At 60.6% G+C, this 15,601-nt stretch carries 13 protein-coding genes; 5 read left to right on the top strand and 8 right to left on the bottom strand.

Features of this window, described 5'->3' with window-relative positions:
* The first annotated feature begins 105 nt into the window (after positions 1–105).
* Entirely contained in the window at positions 106–1,188 is a 1,083-nt protein-coding gene (locus ACJ8MK_RS09810; RefSeq protein WP_031300718.1) for a FecCD family ABC transporter permease, read from the top strand.
* Positions 1,185–1,973, top strand: a complete 789-nt coding sequence (locus tag ACJ8MK_RS09805) for an ABC transporter ATP-binding protein (protein ID WP_033647994.1) — start codon at positions 1,185–1,187, stop codon at positions 1,971–1,973. The genes ACJ8MK_RS09810 and ACJ8MK_RS09805 overlap by 4 nt, the downstream gene beginning before the upstream one ends.
* Positions 1,974–2,006: 33 nt before the next feature.
* On the opposite strand, the gene ACJ8MK_RS09800 is transcribed toward ACJ8MK_RS09805, so the two are convergent.
* From ACJ8MK_RS09800 to ACJ8MK_RS09775, 6 genes are all read right to left on the bottom strand, one after another.
* A complete protein-coding gene (locus tag ACJ8MK_RS09800; RefSeq protein WP_048321812.1) occupies positions 2,007–2,960 on the bottom strand; it encodes a siderophore ABC transporter substrate-binding protein in 954 nt (317 codons plus the stop codon).
* A 55-nt stretch (positions 2,961–3,015) separates the two neighbouring features.
* The gene (locus tag ACJ8MK_RS09795; protein ID WP_033653805.1) at positions 3,016–5,004 is read right to left on the bottom strand and encodes a ligand-gated channel protein; all 1,989 of its coding nucleotides are present in this window, start codon (positions 5,002–5,004) and stop codon (positions 3,016–3,018) included.
* Positions 5,005–5,248: 244 nt separating this feature from the next.
* Positions 5,249–6,244 carry an ABC transporter permease gene (locus ACJ8MK_RS09790; protein WP_033648150.1) on the bottom strand — a complete coding sequence of 332 codons (996 nt, stop codon included), beginning with the start codon at positions 6,242–6,244 and terminating at the stop codon, positions 5,249–5,251.
* The gene (locus ACJ8MK_RS09785; protein WP_033647991.1) at positions 6,241–7,752 is read right to left on the bottom strand and encodes a sugar ABC transporter ATP-binding protein; all 1,512 of its coding nucleotides are present in this window, start codon (positions 7,750–7,752) and stop codon (positions 6,241–6,243) included. Before ACJ8MK_RS09785 ends, ACJ8MK_RS09790 begins: the two co-directional genes overlap by 4 nt.
* Positions 7,753–7,909: 157 nt before the next feature.
* Complete coding sequence (gene puuR, locus ACJ8MK_RS09780) at positions 7,910–8,467, bottom strand: HTH-type transcriptional regulator PuuR (protein ID WP_016927000.1); 558 nt, start codon at positions 8,465–8,467, stop codon at positions 7,910–7,912.
* Between the two features lie 197 nt (positions 8,468–8,664).
* Positions 8,665–8,949 (bottom strand): hypothetical protein, encoded by a 285-nt coding sequence (locus ACJ8MK_RS09775; RefSeq protein WP_162057002.1) that lies wholly within the window; start codon positions 8,947–8,949, stop codon positions 8,665–8,667.
* Between ACJ8MK_RS09775 and ACJ8MK_RS09770 the strand changes: the two genes are divergently transcribed.
* On the top strand, positions 8,863–10,281 hold the full coding sequence (locus ACJ8MK_RS09770) for a glutamine synthetase family protein (protein WP_060421866.1): 1,419 nt from the start codon (positions 8,863–8,865) through the stop codon (positions 10,279–10,281). The genes ACJ8MK_RS09775 and ACJ8MK_RS09770 overlap by 87 nt on opposite strands.
* Before the next feature lie 534 nt (positions 10,282–10,815).
* Positions 10,816–12,183: an APC family permease gene (locus ACJ8MK_RS09765; protein ID WP_033647989.1), complete on the top strand. Its 1,368-nt coding sequence runs from the start codon at positions 10,816–10,818 to the stop codon at positions 12,181–12,183.
* A gap of 70 nt (positions 12,184–12,253) precedes the next feature.
* On the opposite strand, the gene sbcB is transcribed toward ACJ8MK_RS09765, so the two are convergent.
* A complete protein-coding gene (gene sbcB, locus ACJ8MK_RS09760) occupies positions 12,254–13,681 on the bottom strand; it encodes an exodeoxyribonuclease I (RefSeq protein ID WP_442517709.1) in 1,428 nt (475 codons plus the stop codon).
* Between the two features lie 90 nt (positions 13,682–13,771).
* Positions 13,772–13,960: a DNA polymerase III subunit theta gene (locus ACJ8MK_RS09755; protein WP_033635247.1), complete on the bottom strand. Its 189-nt coding sequence runs from the start codon at positions 13,958–13,960 to the stop codon at positions 13,772–13,774.
* Positions 13,961–14,479: 519 nt separating this feature from the next.
* Between ACJ8MK_RS09755 and ACJ8MK_RS09750 the strand changes: the two genes are divergently transcribed.
* The gene (locus ACJ8MK_RS09750; RefSeq protein WP_033647987.1) at positions 14,480–15,589 is read left to right on the top strand and encodes an SDR family oxidoreductase; all 1,110 of its coding nucleotides are present in this window, start codon (positions 14,480–14,482) and stop codon (positions 15,587–15,589) included.
* Positions 15,590–15,601 lie beyond the last annotated feature (12 nt).

Here is a 15,601-nt window from a genome sequence, read left to right as displayed (position 1 = left end):
GCTTTATTGTTGACGGCTGCGCGCAGGCTGTCGCCGCGCGCTTTCCGGTTTACGGCGGATGCTTTCGCGCCGCTGTCATGATGGTTGTAACAGGTATCTTAACGAATGAGCGTATCCACCGATCCCATGACTGACGCCAAGGGGCAACCCAACGCCGGCGTGATGGGGCGTTATCAGCATATTCTTCGCCATCGCCTGTTGATGATGGGCGTATTGGCACTGGCGATCCTGGGCTCGCTGCTGCTGGATTTCACCATGGGGCCGTCCGGGCTGTCGCTGTCGTCCTTATGGCAAACGCTGCTTGACCCCGCGGCGGCCGATGCCGGCACGCGGGTGATCGTCTGGGACATCCGCTTGCCTTACGCGCTGATGGCGGTGGTGGTGGGGTTTGCGCTCGGCCTGGCCGGGGCGGAAATGCAGACCATCCTGAATAACCCGCTGGCCAGCCCCTTTACCCTCGGCGTGTCTTCCGCCGCGGCCTTTGGCGCCGCGCTGGCGATCGTGCTCGGCATCGGCATTCCGGGCATTCCCGATCAGTGGTTCATCTCCGCCAACGCCTTTATCTTCGCGCTGTTCGCCGCGCTGATGCTCGACGGCATCACGCGCTGGACGCGGGTCGCCACCTCCGGCGTGGTGCTGTTCGGCATCGCGCTGGTGTTTACCTTCAACGCGCTGGTGTCGATGATGCAGTTCATCGCCAGCGAGGACACGCTGCAGGGGCTGGTGTTCTGGACCATGGGCAGCCTGGCGCGCGCCTCGTGGGACAAGCTGGGCATTCTGTTCGGCGTGTTCGCCGTGCTGCTGCCGCTGTCGATGATGAGCTCGTGGAAACTGACCGCGCTGCGCCTGGGTGAAGACCGGGCGGTGAGCTTCGGCATCGACGTGCGCCGTCTGCGGCTGACCACGCTGCTGCGCATCAGCATCCTTTCGGCGCTGGCGGTGGCGTTCGTCGGGCCGATCGGCTTTATCGGCCTGGTGGCGCCGCACATCGCCCGCATGATCTTCGGCGAAGATCACCGTTTCTATCTGCCGGCCAGCGCGCTGATTGGCGCGCTGGTGCTGTCGATGGCCTCGGTGGCGTCGAAAAATTTGGTGCCTGGCGTGATCATTCCGGTGGGCATCGTCACGTCGCTGGTCGGGGTGCCGTTCTTCCTGAGCATTATTCTGCGCCACCGGGGGAACGTATGAGCCAGGGCCTGCGAATAGAACACTTCTCGGCGGGCTACCCGAAGCGCCAGGTGATCGACGATCTCTCGGTGCCGATGCTGCCGCGCGGGCAAATCACCGTGCTGCTGGGGCCGAACGGCAGCGGCAAATCGACGCTACTGCGCTCGCTGGCCGGGCTGAACCCGGCGCAGGGCAAGCTGTGGCTGGACGACGGCGATCTGATGCAGATGCCGTTCGCCCGTCGGGCGGAGAAAGTGGTGTATTTGCCGCAGTCGCTGCCCGCCGGGGTGCACCTGCACGTGCTGGAGTCGATCATCGTGGCGCAGCGCGCCTCGGGCGGCCGCAGCAACGCCGGCAGCGAAGCGGAAGTGATGGCTTTGCTGGAGCAATTGGGCATCGCCCACCTGGCGCTGAGCTATCTCGATCAGCTGTCCGGCGGCCAGAAACAGCTGGTGGGGTTGGCGCAGTCGCTGATCCGTCAGCCTTCGCTGCTGCTGCTGGATGAGCCGCTGAGCGCGCTCGATCTCAACTATCAATTCCACGTGATGGATTTGGTGCGCCGCGAAACCCGCAAGCGCAACATCGTGACGGTGGTGGTGGTGCACGACATCAACATCGCGCTGCGCCACGGCGACCACGTGCTGATGCTGCAGGATGGCGATCTGATCGCCGACGGCGCGCCGGATCAGGTGATTACGCCGCAGAGCCTGGCGCGGGTCTACGGCGTGCGCGGGCGTATCGAGCGCTGTTCGCAGGGCACGCCGCAGGTGCTGATAGACGGTCTGGTGAACCAGCCGACGATTTAATCCAAGAAAAAGCCCGGCATCGCCGGGCTTTCTTTATCGTGCTGCGTGGTTCAGCGCCTCGCTCACGCGTTCGACGACGTGCTGGGCGGTGACGATGCCGCCGGACAGATACACCTCGGCCGCCGGCAGGTAAACCACCTGGCCTTTTTTCACCGCCGTGGTTTTCTTCAGCGCGGTGCCGGTGAGGATCTTCTGCGGCGCCACCGCGTTCGGCCGCCCGGTCGCGGCGTCTCTGTCGATGACGAACAGCCAGTCCGGATTCAGTTTGGCCACCTGCTCAGGCGTCAGCTTGTTGCCGCGCACGTCTTTTTCGTCGGACTGCAGCGCAGACGAGAAGCCGAGGGCGTCATAGACGAAGCTGAAACGGCTCTTGGGGGCGTAGGCGCTGATCTTGCCGCCGGAGAACAGCACCACCAGCCCGCGCCCGGCCTGAGCGGCCTGCGGTTTGACCGCCGCGATCTGCGCATCCAGCTTATCGACCGCCGCCTGCGCCTGTTGCTGCTTATCGAACAGCTCGCCCAGCTGCAGCGTGCGCTGTTTCAGGCTGCCCAGCTGATCCTGCGGATCGACGGACATGTTCAGCGTCGGCGCCAGCGCGTTCAGCTCGTCATAGGCTTTGGACGCCCGGCCGGCGATCAGGATCAGATCCGGCTTGGCGGCGCGCAGCACGGCCATATCCGGCTTGAACAGAGTGCCGGCATTGAGATATTTGTCGTCCTGATAGCGCTTCAGGCTATCCGGCAAGTTCTTGCGGTTGCCGGGCAGCGCCAGCGGCTCGACGCCCAACAGCTGCAGCGTTTCCAGCGAGGCGTAATCCAGCACCACGATGCGCTGCGGGTGCTTTTTCACCTCGGTGCTGCCGTTCAGGTGCTGGACGTTGACGGTGGCCGGGGTTGCGGCTACCGGCGTAGCGGTTTTGCTGTGGCAACCCGCCAGCGCCATCGCTGCCAGCAGGGCGATCATCAGGGGGGAGCGGCGTAATCTCATGGGGCTTCCTCACGGTGATGGAATGAAAAGGGCGCGCAGCGCGCGCCCGGGGGCATCAGAAGTTGTAGGTCATGCCGACGGTGTAACGGCGGCCGTCCAGCGTGGTGTTGTAGTGATCGTAATCCACGGTCTTGTCGAGGATGTTGTAGACCCCGCCGGTCAGCTGCAAGTTTTTCGCCGCCTGGTAGCTCAGGCCCGCATCGACGAAGGTGTAGGACGGCGTGCTCTTGGCCATCGAGGTGCGGCTCAGGTAGTCAGAGGTGCGGCTGCGGAAGTTAACGCGCGACCACAGGCTGAGGTCCTGCGTGGCGCGCCAGTCCAGCACGGTGTTCAGCATGTGCTTCGGCATCTGGTTGAGCGCCTTGCCCTGGAACTCGCCGCTCTTCTGTTCGGAAGCGGTGTAGGTGTAGTTGGTGTTCCACTTCCAGTCTTTGTTGATCTGCCAGCCGAAGGTGGCTTCTACGCCGCGCATATTGGCTTTGTCGACGTTGACGCGATCGCTGATAAAGTCGTAGGACGTGCCGCCGATGGTGCAATCCGGCGTGTCTTCGCAGCGGCGCACTTCGGTGATTTTGTCTTTAAAGTCGGTGTTGAAGACCGTCACGCCGGCGTTAACGCCTTTCAGGCTATCCCACATCAGGCCGATTTCTTCGCTCAGGCTTTTCTCTGGCTGCAAATCCGGGTTACCGACGATGATGCCTTTACGCACGCCGCCGCCGGTGACCTGCCCCCAGTTAGGGGAGGATTGGCGCAGATCCGGCGATTTGTAACCGGCGGAGACGCCGCCTTTCAGCGTCCACTGTTCGGTCAGGTGCCAGACGCCGTACATGCGCGGGGTCCAGTGGCTGCCGAAGTTTTCATCCTGATCCATGCGGATGCCGCTGGTCAGGCTGAAGTCGTTGGTCAGCGCCCATTCGTCTTCAGCGAACAATGCCCAGCTCCAGCGCGTCAGCTTGCTGAGACCTTGAGCCGACTCAAGCTGGTTGCCGCCGTCGCCCAGTTTTTCATAGCGGTATTGGCCGCCGAGGTTCAGCATGTGGGAACCCAGCTCGAACTGGTTCTGGGTGTTGAAGATGGTGTTGTAGGCCTTCATGTTACGGCCCGGGTTACCGGTTTCTTCGCGCTGCACGTAGCTGGTGGAGTTGCCGAAGTCATAATAGCCGTTGTGGGTCAGCGAGTAGTTGGTGCGCGTATACAGGCTTTCGCTGCGGGACGTCGGCGAGCATTTGCCTCTGCTGCAGCGCTCCGCCACCACCGATTTGCCCGGCGTGCTGTTGCGATCTTGCAGAGAACGGCCGATTTCGAAGTCGAATTCGTTTTTCTCGTCCGGCGTCAGGGTGAACACCGCGGTGCCGCTGCGCATGCGCTGTTCGTTGTAACCGTTGACGATTTTATCTTCCGCGCGGCGCGACAGCAGGCCGTTGACCCGCAGGCCGAGCAGCCCTTCAACCAGCGGGCCGGAGGCGTAGGCGTTGGTCTGGAACAGATCGCCGGAATCGCGGTTTTCCTGAATGGTGGCGTCGCCGTGCAGCGAGCCCTTCCACTCGGTGCGGGAGGTCTTGCGAGTGATGACGTTGATCACGCCGCCCATGGCGTCGGAACCGTACAGCGAAGACATCGGCCCGCGCACCACTTCGATGCGCTCGATGGCTTCCATCGGCGGCAGCCAGCCCTGTTCGATGCCGGCGTTGTCGCTGTTCGGGCGGGTGCCGCGGGTGTCGACACGCTTGCCGTCCACCAGGATCAGGGTGTACTTGGAGGACATGCCGCGGATGCTGATGTCACTGCTGCTGGCGCCGCCGGTGATCACCACGCCCGGCACGTCTTTCAGCGCGTCGGTCACGTCGCGATAGGCCTTGTCTTCGATCTGTTGGCGCGGGATCACCGAGATGGAAGCGGCGGAGTCCTGAATTTTTTGCTGGAAGCCGGAGGCGGTGACGACCATGGTGTCCTGGGTGTCGTCCTGCGGCGCGGCCAGCGCGGCGGTGGCGCTGAGTGAGGCGATCACCAGAGCGGCGAGCTTGCTGTAACGTGGCGTTTCCATGAGGTAAACCTTTCCTGGATTGAAGTGAAAGTAATTAACCAATTGAATTTCTAATGAAATTGTTCGTCTTTCGCTGAGAAATGCTTAGCTTCGTCAACGTTGCGTGAGGCTATTGTAAGGATTTTTTTCTGAATGTAAACGCTAATGATAATCCATATCATTTGTATGCTGGTTTTGCTGGCGGGAAAGTTTAACCGGATGAATTAAAGGGAAAAGCGGCGCAGCGGGCGTGCGCCGGGGAGGATCAGCGTTTCTGTATATAGGTGATGGCCAGCGCCAGCGCCAGCACCAGGCCTTTGATAATGTCCATGGCGTAGTAGGGCACCGACAGCATCACCAGCCCGTTTTGCAGCACGCCGAGGATCACCGCGCCGATCAGCGTGCCGAGCGCATTAGGTTTGCCGGCCCCGGCCAGCGAGAAGCCGATATAGGCCGCCGCCACCGCGTCCATCAGATAGCCGCCGCCGGCGTTGACCTGCGAAGAGCCGATACGTGACGCCAGCAAGATGCCGCCAAGCGCCGCTAGCCAAGAGGAAATGACATAAGCGGCAACCCTGTAACGCACGGTGCGGATGCCCGAAAGGCGCGCCGCCTCGGGGTTGCCGCCGATGGCATACATGCGGCGGCCATGCTTGGTCAACGACAGGAACAGCTGCACCGCCACGGTGACCGCCAGCATGATCAGCACGATCACCGGCACCTGGCCGAGGGCGGAAAACACCTCCGGGATCAGGCCTTCCGCCATGTCGCCATTCGGCAGCACCATGTTTTGGGTGATGGATCCGCCGTAGCTGTAGGTCATCGCCACGCCCTGGATCACGAACAGGCTGGCCAGCGTCGCCAGCATATCGGGAATTCTGAACACCACGATCAGCAGGGCGTTGAACAGGCCGACCAGCGTGCACAGCAGCAGCGTTACCACGATGGCGCCGGTGGTGCCGAACCCGTGCCAGACGAACAGCGAAATCACCAGCGCGTTGGCCAGCGAGGCGGTCGAGCCGACCGACAGATCGAAACCGCCAACCGACAGCGAGATAGAGACGCCGATGGCGATCACCGTCACGATGGCGATCGAACGCAGGATATTGATGATGTTGTTGGCATCGAGGAAGTTGTCCGACGCCAGGCCGAACAGGGCGATCAGCGCCGCCACGGTCAGCAGCATGCCCCATTTGTAGAGGAAATCGAACAGCTGTTGGCGCCAGGGCAGCGCAGGCCGCAGGGCTAATTCTTTACTCACGCAGGGGTTCCTCCGGTGGAATAGAGCAATAAGGTTTCTTCGTCGATGTCGGCGGCGTTCAACTCCGCCACGATGCGGCCGTCCCACAGCACGCAGATGCGATCGCACAGGCCAACCAGTTCGGCGAACTCGCCGGAGGCGTAAACCACGCCCTTGCCGGCGCGCGCCAGGCCGTCGATCAGGCTGAACAGCTCCTGCTTGGCCTTGATGTCCACGCCCTTGGTCGGTTCATCGAAGATCAGCACCTCGGCGTCGCCGCGCAGCCATTTGCCGATCGCCACTTTTTGTTGATTGCCGCCGGACAGGCGCGCCAGCCGCTGTTGCGGGCCCGAGGCGCGAATGTTCAGGCGCTGCATGATCTCGCGCGCCCAGCGCAGCTCTTGTCGCCGGCTGAACAGGCTCCAGCGCGAGAAGCTGTCGTCGGCGCTGACGCTCAGGTTCATCGGGATCGCCTCATCGATGAAAATGCCTTCTTTGCGGCGTTCCTCCGGCACCAGCGCCAGCCCCTGTTCGACCGAGAGATGCGGCGCACGCGGCGCCCAGGGCTGCCCGCGCAGTTCGCCGCGCTCAAGCTGCACGGCGCTGGCGCCGAACAGCGCTTTGCACAGCTCGGTTTTGCCGGCTCCCGCCAGCCCGGCGATGCCGAGAATTTCGCCTTCATGCAGCCGCAGCGAAACGTCGCGCAGCTTGTGGCGATCGCGCAAGCCTTGCACCTGCAGCAGCGTTCGTTCGGCGTGCGGCGGGCGCGGCGGCGGGAAAATATCGTCCAGCCGATGACCGAGCATCTTCTCGACGATCTGTTCGCCGCTCAGCCCGCGCATGGCGTCCTCGCTGACGCGCCGGCCGTCGCGCAGCACCGTCAGCCGATCGCAAATGTCGCTCAGTTCGTGGATGCGGTGGGAAATAAATACGATGCCGATACCTTCGGATTGCAGGCGGCGCACCACGTTAAACAGGCGCTCGCTCTCGGCGCGATCGAGCGGGGCGGTCGGTTCGTCGAGCACCAGAAAACGGCAGCGGTGCGACAGCGCGCGCGCCAGCAGCACCTGCTGTTTTTCCGCCAGCGTGCAGTCCGCCAGCCGCCTGCGCGGGTTGAGCGGCAACGCCCATTGCTGCAGCAGCTGCGCGGCGCGGCGGTGCAGCTCCGCCCAGTTCAGCCAGTGGCCCGGTTCGTTCAGCCAGTCCAGCATGATGTTTTCCGCCACCGACAGCGTGGGGATCAGCGCGACGTCGACCTCTTGCTGCACCACGTGAATACCGTGGCGGCGCGCCTGCAGCGGAGAGTGGATCGCCACCGCCTGGCCGTCGATCAGGATCTCGCCGCGATAATGATCGTGGGCGCCGGAGAGGATTGCCATCAGCGTCGACTTGCCCGCGCCGTTGGCGCCGACCAGCGCGTGGATTGAACCGCCCTGCAGCGTGAAGTCCACGTCCTGCAGCGCGTTGAAACCGGCGAAGGCGATCGAGATATTGCGCATCTCGAGGCGTGAAGGCGTTGCGGTTGACATAGGGTATTAAGGCCGTTTAGATGTTTAGATGGCTGTTTTGCTCTGTTGTAACACAGATTGCGCCGTTGGCAACCAACAAAATGGCATAACGGCGATGAAATAAACGTTGGCGGACAGGGGCGCAACCCGCGTCAGGCTGCGCCGGTGCGAGAAGCGCTCAGAAGGTGGTGGGGGTGTGTGCGCTGACGATGCGGCAGATGCGCGCCGAGGTATTGCTGAAGCTGTGCGGAATGCCGGTGTTGATGGCGTAACTCTGGCCGGCGGTCAGGCAGTAGCTCTGGCCGTTGATGGTCAGCACGATCTCGCCCTCCAGCAGGGTGCCGATCTCTTCGCCCTGGTGCTTGATCTTTTCACCGGTGGTGGTGCCGGGCTGGTAGGTTTCCAGCATCATCGCCAGGTTACGCGTCGGGCTGCCGTTGTGCACCAGCTTCATCGACACTCCCTGGCTGCCGATCTCAATCAGATCCTCGGCGTCGATCACCACGCGCGGCTCGTCGACGGCTTCCGGTTCGGCAAAGAATTCAGATAGCGACAGGCCATACACCTTCAGCAGCTTTTGCAGCGTGCTGATGGCCGGGCTGACCTTGTCCTGTTCGATGGTGCTGATCGCACTGTGGGTTAACCCGGACAGTTCGGCGACCCGGCGCTGCGACAAACCCAATTGCTGACGGATCTGCGACAGGCGTTTGCCCGGTGCCAAGCTGGCTTCGCTCATAGCGGTACTTCCTTCTGGTAGGGGCGACAGGCAGACATGAATATCGCTATCGGGCGCCTGTCTGGGCGATAACGATGTTGCATGATATCGGTAGTTAGGGCAGGTTTGGAAAATATATTGCCCATGTTCACTCTCGGTGCGTTGGACGAAATAGTTGACGTAAAAATGGCGGCAAGGCCTTTTCGGTCAATATTTTATCAATTTAGCAGCCGGCGGCGAATAATCAAACAGGATTGTAACATTTGCAAACCTATTCTGTTAAGACTATGTTTCATGGTGTGGATGTTATTTTGAGCGCCCGGCAGCGGCGCAGCCTGGCGAGAAATCCAATCATGTGTTGAATCGAACGGCGGACGGGCGCCAACGCGCCTTAAGAGCATAATGGCGGGTGACGTATGCAAACCAATAGCGCAGCAGTTGAACATTTTGCACAGCATCATGAAGAGAGGCGAAGTAGCGCGTTCCAAAATGAGGTTGCTCATTATTTGGAACGCCATCCCGCCACGCAGTATGTCGATATCCTTCTCACCGATCTCAATGGTTCCTTCCGCGGCAAACGCATACCCGTCTCTGGGTTGAAAAAACTGGAAAAAGGCAGCTACTTCCCCGCGTCGGTGTTCGCCATGGACATCCTCGGCAACGTGGTGGAGGAGACCGGCCTTGGGCAAGAGCTCGGCGAGCCGGACCGCATTTGCCTGCCGGTGCCCGGCTCGCTGACGCCGTCGGCCGCCGATCCGCAGCATATCGGCCAGGTGCTGCTGACCATGCTGGATGAAGATGGCACTCCCTTTGACGTTGAACCCCGCAATGTGTTGAACCGCGTGTGGCAGGCGCTGCGACAGCGCGGCTTGTTCCCGGTGGCAGCGGTAGAGCTGGAGTTTTATCTCATCGATCGGCAGCGCGACGCGGAGGGCGATTTGCAGCCGCCGTGCGCGCCCGGCACCCAGGAGCGCAACACCCAAAGCCAGGTGTACTCCGTCGATAACCTGAACCATTTCGCCGAGGTGCTGAACGACATCGACGCGCTGGCGAAGCTGCAGGGGCTGCCGGCGGACGGCGCGGTGGCGGAGGCGTCGCCGGGGCAGTTCGAGGTCAACCTGCGTCATACCGACGATATCTTGCTGGCCTGCGACCACGCGCTGGCGCTGAAACGGCTGGTGCGGCTGGTGGCCGAGAACCACGACATGCACGCCACCTTTATGGCCAAGCCCTACGAGGATCATGCCGGCAGCGGCATGCACGTGCATGTCAGCATGCAGGACGGCGCGGGCAACAACCTGTTCGCCGACGACGAAGGTGAGGATTCGCCACTGCTGAAACAGGCGCTGGCCGGGATGATCACCCTGATGCCGGCGTCGATGGCGCTGCTGGCGCCGAACGTCAACGCCTACCGGCGTTTCCAGCCTGGGATGTATGTGCCGATCCAGGCCGCCTGGGGCCACAACAACCGCACCGTGGCGCTGCGCATTCCCTGCGGCGAACCGGAGAACCATCGGGTGGAGTATCGCGTGGCCGGCGCCGACGCCAATCCGTATCTGGTGATGGCGGCGATCTTGGCCGGCATGCTGTACGGGCTGGACAACGCGCTGCCGCTGCCTGAGCCGGTGACCGGCAACGGGCTGGAGCAGGAGGGGCTGCCGCTGCCGATCCGCCAGAGCGACGCGCTGTACGAGTTTGAGCATCAGCACGCGCTGACCCACTATCTGGGCGAGCGTTTCACCCAGGTTTATCACGCCTGCAAGACCGACGAACTGCTGCAGTTCGAGCGGCGGGTGACGGAAACCGAGATTGACTGGATGTTGAAAAATGCCTGAATGGGCGTATAAAGTAAGAGGTATGTGCGGCCGACCGGCCTGCCGGTAGTGGATTAATTCGCCTGCCGGGCCGGTTTTCCGTTCGATCGACAAAAAGAATTTGTATTTGAGGGCTTCCGGATCTTGTCATCCGGAGGCATTCTGGTGCAAAATATCTCAAATGCAGATAGCCGACGTTTTAACGCGTCGGTTATTTTTTTTGCATTAAGTTTTACCAACGTAGCGTTTCATACACCAAGCGAGGCCGGACACCGATCCGGATAGATAAATAGTTTCGTGCACGATCAAACAAAACTTTATGGTCGTGACTCATGAGGATTAGAAAGATGGGGCAATTTTTCACTTTAGCACCGGTGCCCGCCGGTTTCCGCTGTGGCCGCAGCGACTATGGAGCAGCCGAGGTTACCTCGACCCGTTATCCAGCTTACAATCCCCTTCTTTTAGAATTAAGTCGCTCGTTGCGAAGTTTCCCCGCAACCTTAAGTCTTGGCGTGTCCGCCATCCGCAAGGCTCAAGGTAAGGGGGGGCTGAACAATGTCCGATAACACCCTCAACGCCGCTCCGGCTCAGCGCACTCAGCTGCGTAAAACCCTGACTTTGGTTCCGGTAGTGATGATGGGCCTGGCTTATCTGCAGCCAATGACCATCTTCGATACCTTCGGCATCGTATCCGGCCTGACCGATGGTCACGTCGCGACCGCGTACGCCTTCGCTCTGCTGGCGATCCTGTTTACCGCCCTGAGCTACGGCAAACTGGTGAAGAAGTTTCCTTCCGCCGGTTCCGCCTACACTTACGCCCAGAAAGCCATCAGCCCGCACGTCGGCTTTATGGTGGGCTGGTCATCGCTGCTGGACTACCTGTTCATGCCGATGATCAACATTTTGCTGGCCAAGATTTACCTGGAAGCGATCTTCCCGGGCGTCCCGTCCTGGATTTTCGTGGCGGTGCTGGTCGGCTTGATGACGATTTTCAACCTGCGCGGCATCAAGCTGGTGGCTAACCTGAACTCCATCATCGTGGTGGTGCAGGTGGCGATCATGATCGTGTTCCTCGGCCTGGTGATCAACGGCGTTTACCACGGCGAAGGCGCCGGTACGCTGGTCAGCAGCCGCCCATTCTGGTCCGATAACGCGCACGTGGTGCCGATGATTACCGGCGCGACCATCCTGTGCTTCTCGTTCCTGGGCTTCGACGGCATCAGCTCGCTGTCTGAAGAGACCAAAGACGCGGAAAAAGTGATCCCGAAAGCCATCTTCCTGACGGCGCTGATCGGCGGCATCATCTTTATCGTGGTGTCTTACTTCGTGCAGCTGTACTTCCCGGACATCTCGCGCTTCAAGGATCCTGATGCGTCGCAGCCTGAAATCATGCTGTACGTGGCGGGCAAATTCTTCCAGTCGGTGATCCTGGTGTTCTCCTGCGTGACGGTATTGGCGTCAGGCATGGCGGCGCACGCGGGCGTTTCGCGTCTGATGTACGTGATGGGCCGCGACGGCGTGTTCCCGACTCGTTTCTTCGGCTATGTACATCCGAAGTGGCGTACCCCGGCGCTGAACGTGCTGCTGGTTGGCGCCATCGCGCTGTCCGCCGTGTCGTTTGACCTGGTGACCGCGACCGCGCTGATCAACTTCGGTGCGCTGGTGGCCTTCACCTTCGTCAACCTGTCGGTGATCTCGCAGTTCTATATTCGCGACAAGATGAACCGCACCGTGAAAGACACGTTCAACTACCTGATCCTGCCGGTGCTGGGCGCATTGACCGTCGGCGCGCTGTGGATCAACCTGGAAGCCAGCTCGATGACGCTGGGCCTGGTCTGGGCGGCCATCGGTCTGATCTACCTGGCCTTCGTCACCCGCAGCTTCCGTCTCCCGGTGCCGCAAGCGAGCGAAGACGCCGCCTAAGCGCGAGCCGTCTCCTCAGCCACAAAAAAGGCCGCATTCGCGGCCTTTTCCTTTTCTGCTTGCTGCGGGTTTACCCCACCAACTCTTTGCCGTAATCGAACAGCGCTTTCAGCAGGGCGGTTTTCTCTTTGTCGCCTTCGTGCAGGTTATACAGCGATTCGAGCTGCAGCAGGTAACTCTGCACGCGCTCCGCGCTCAGCGCTTCCTGGCGGTGCTGCAGCCAGCGGCGCTGTTCGGCATCGTCCAGCGTATTCGGGTAGTTGCGCGCGCGGAAGCGGAACAGCAGCTCTTTCATGCGGCCGTCGCTGAAGGCCAGATCCAGCGCCGGCAGGTTCTGCGGCTTGGTCTGCTGGATAATCCTCATCGCCGCCTTGTCGGCGTCGCTGAAGAAGCCGTCATACAGCCGGGCGTCGACGTCGTCGGAGCCTTTGAACGGCTCGGCTTCGGCGAACAGCGCCACCACTTTCTCGCGCACTTCCGGGTGCTGTTTCAGCAGCTGCAGGTTTTGCAGGCAGGCCTGGCGATCGATGCCCAGCCGCTCGGCGTTCTCCGGCAGCAGGGTTTTGGCCGGCGCCAGCACCGGGCATTTGTTGATGTGCACCAGCTTGATCGGCACCGGCGCCTGATCCGGCGCCAGGTCGTCGCGGCGGGTGTACAGCCGTTCACGCAGCTGCTCGGCGCTCAGCGTCAGCAGCGGCGTCATATCGCCGGCGAGATCGCACATGATCACCGCGTTTTTGTTGTCCGGGTGCCAGGCCAACGGCGACACCCAGCTGGTGTTGCCGCGCGCCGCGCCGAACATGCCGGAGACGTGCACCAGCGGCGTCATTTCGGCGACGTCGATCAGGGCGTTCAGCTTGTGCTTGTTGCGGTGCTGCAACAGGAAATCGAACAGCCGCGGCTGCGCCTGCTTGACCAGCTTGGCCATGGCGATGGTGGCGTAAACGTCCGACATTGCGTCGTGAGCCTGCGTGTGCTCGACGCCGTTGGCGCGCGTGAGATGCTCCAGGCGGAAGCTGGGGAAGCCGTCTTCGTTTTCCGGCCAGACGATGCCGTCCGGGCGCAGGGCGTAGCAGGCGCGCATCACATCCAGCAGATCCCAGCGCGAGTTGCCGTTTTGCCAGCTGTAGGCATAGGGATCGTAGAAGTTGCGATAGAAGATATTGCGGCTCACTTCGTCATCGAAACGGATGTTGTTGTAACCGAGAATGCAGGTGCCGGCCACGCTGAAGGCCTGGTGGATTTGGCGGGTGAATTCGGCTTCGTTAACGCCTTTGGCGCGCGTCACCTGCGGCGTGATGCCGGTGATCATCACCGCCTCGGGTTCCGGCAGGTAGTCGTCGGCCGGGGCGCAGTAGATGACCAGCGGCTCTTCGATAATGTTGAAATCCATATCGGTGCGCACGCCGGCAAACTGCGCCGGGCGGTCCAGCGACGGGCTTTTGCCGAAGGTTTCGTAATCGTGAATATAAAATGTGGCCGTTGCCTTGCTGCTCAAAATCGCGTCTCTTCAGTGGCGGATACAATATGCTCCTATTGTAACGGCGTAGGGAGCGATGCCAAGCGACGGTTAGCGAAATGCGCGCAATTACGCACGGCGATAGTAATCCAGCCGTTGATGAAAGTAGGGGAGCAGGTGGTCGGGGATCTGTCGTTCCGTTTCCGCCTGGGTCGAGGCGATGCCGTAGCGCTCATTGTAGATCACGCTGATGGCCAGCAAATCGGTTTCTATTTTTTCGCGTTGCGCCTGCGGTAAGCTATCCAGCTTTCGAGCCATCGTTATCTCCCTGTTAACCTTAGGGCATAATAGGATCGTTAGCGGGTCTTGTCCCTACCCATTCCGGGGGGCGCTTGATGCCTGTGAGCTGGGTTGCGTGCAAGGGGGCTGGCTGTGGCGAGCGGCGAGCTCGCTCTCCGTGTGGTGAGCCTGGAAGCGATCCGCCCGGTTATACAGCGAACAGGCGCCGCTTATCACCGCCCCCCAAAACAGGGCGCACAGCAGCAAAACCCCCAACCAGATTTTTTGGTTATAGGTCATAAGTCCTCCACGGACGATAAGAGAAATGACATTGACCGCTAAATTAAATCAGGCGCTACATCAATGGTATTTAAACGGCAGAGATTAATCATAAAATAGATGAGATTCTTTTGTTACTAAATCCACATTGGATGTATCAAAAGATTCCTTAAGATAATATTAAGAGAAGTGATTTCTGGCGCCGTAATTCTATTTAATATTTGTTTAAATACCCGCAGATACAATCTCCCACATTCAATACCAATGTGGATGACAATTATGAAAACGCTACTGTTGACCGGCGCTACCGGCTTTTTGGGTGGTGCGGTTCTCGAGAAGTTATTGATTGAAAATCAGTCTGTTAATTATCTTTTGCTGGTGCGCGCCGACGATGCACAACAAGGGCTGGCCCGTATTCGCGCGAATATGGAAAAATTTAATATCGACGCGAGCCTGCTGTCTAAAATTACGATAGAAAATATATTGTTGGGCGACCTTTCCGAGCCGGCCGACTTTTTAACTGACGCACGTATTAACAAAGTCACGCACGTTATTAACTGCGCGGCCGTTGCTTCATTTGGTAATAACCCGCTCATTTGGAAGGTAAACGTAGAAGGCACTCTGGCCTTTGCCGAAAGAATGGCGCAGGTGCCGGGATTAAAACGTTTCCTGCACGTTGGTACCGCCATGTCCTGTTCGCCGGAGCCGGGTTCGCTGGTGGCGGAGAGCGGCGAGTTTGAGGAAGACGCCGAGCATTTGGTGGAATACACCCGTTCCAAATCCACCATCGAACAGCTGATGCGCCAGCGCTGCCCGCAACTGCCGCTGACCATCGCTCGTCCGTCGATCGTGGTGGGGCACACCCGCCTGGGCTGCCAGCCTTCCAGCAGCATTTTCTGGGTGTTCGGCATGGCGCTGATGCTGCGCAAATTCATGTGCTCGCTGCAGGACAATATCGATGTGATCCCGGCGGACTACTGCGCGGATGCGCTGGTGATGCTGATGAACAGCGAAACGCTGGAGAACGACGTTTATCACATCTCCGCCGGTGAGGAGAGCAGCGTCAGCTTTGCCGAAATCGACCGCGCCATGGCGGCGGCGCTGGAAAAGGCGCCGGTGGGCGATGAGTATGCGCAGGTGACCTATGACGCGCTGGTGAAAATGCGCCGCCAGCTGAAAGACATTTTCGGCCCGTGCAACGAGCGGCTGATGCTCAAGGCGATGCGCCTGTACGGATCGTTCGCCATGCTCAACGTGCGTTTCAGCAACGAAAAGATCCTCAAGCTGGGCATGCCGAAGCCGCCGCGCTTTACCGACTATATCGCCGGCTGCGTGCAGTCGACCCGCGGGCTGTCTATCCAGCAGCAGATGGTGGTGGACTTCAAATAACCGCCGGGCGCA

This window comes from Serratia sp. CY38905 (genome assembly GCF_052168875.1).
GTDB lineage: Bacteria > Pseudomonadota > Gammaproteobacteria > Enterobacterales > Enterobacteriaceae > Serratia > Serratia sarumanii.
Note: the sequence above shows the minus strand (reverse complement) of the source record. Positions and strands in the feature narration are given on the sequence as shown.

Coding starts and splice junctions, on each gene's coding strand:
- ACJ8MK_RS09810 (WP_031300718.1), top strand. CDS start 106: ATGAGCGTATCCACCGATCCCATGACTGACGCCAAGGGGCAACCCAAC.
- ACJ8MK_RS09805 (WP_033647994.1), top strand. CDS start 1,185: ATGAGCCAGGGCCTGCGAATAGAACACTTCTCGGCGGGCTACCCGAAG.
- ACJ8MK_RS09800 (WP_048321812.1), bottom strand. CDS start 2,960: ATGAGATTACGCCGCTCCCCCCTGATGATCGCCCTGCTGGCAGCGATG.
- ACJ8MK_RS09795 (WP_033653805.1), bottom strand. CDS start 5,004: ATGGAAACGCCACGTTACAGCAAGCTCGCCGCTCTGGTGATCGCCTCA.
- ACJ8MK_RS09785 (WP_033647991.1), bottom strand. CDS start 7,752: ATGTCAACCGCAACGCCTTCACGCCTCGAGATGCGCAATATCTCGATC.
- puuR (WP_016927000.1), bottom strand. CDS start 8,467: ATGAGCGAAGCCAGCTTGGCACCGGGCAAACGCCTGTCGCAGATCCGT.
- ACJ8MK_RS09770 (WP_060421866.1), top strand. CDS start 8,863: ATGCAAACCAATAGCGCAGCAGTTGAACATTTTGCACAGCATCATGAA.
- ACJ8MK_RS09775 (WP_162057002.1), bottom strand. CDS start 8,949: ATGAGCAACCTCATTTTGGAACGCGCTACTTCGCCTCTCTTCATGATG.
- ACJ8MK_RS09765 (WP_033647989.1), top strand. CDS start 10,816: ATGTCCGATAACACCCTCAACGCCGCTCCGGCTCAGCGCACTCAGCTG.
- ACJ8MK_RS09755 (WP_033635247.1), bottom strand. CDS start 13,960: ATGGCTCGAAAGCTGGATAGCTTACCGCAGGCGCAACGCGAAAAAATA.
- ACJ8MK_RS09750 (WP_033647987.1), top strand. CDS start 14,480: ATGAAAACGCTACTGTTGACCGGCGCTACCGGCTTTTTGGGTGGTGCG.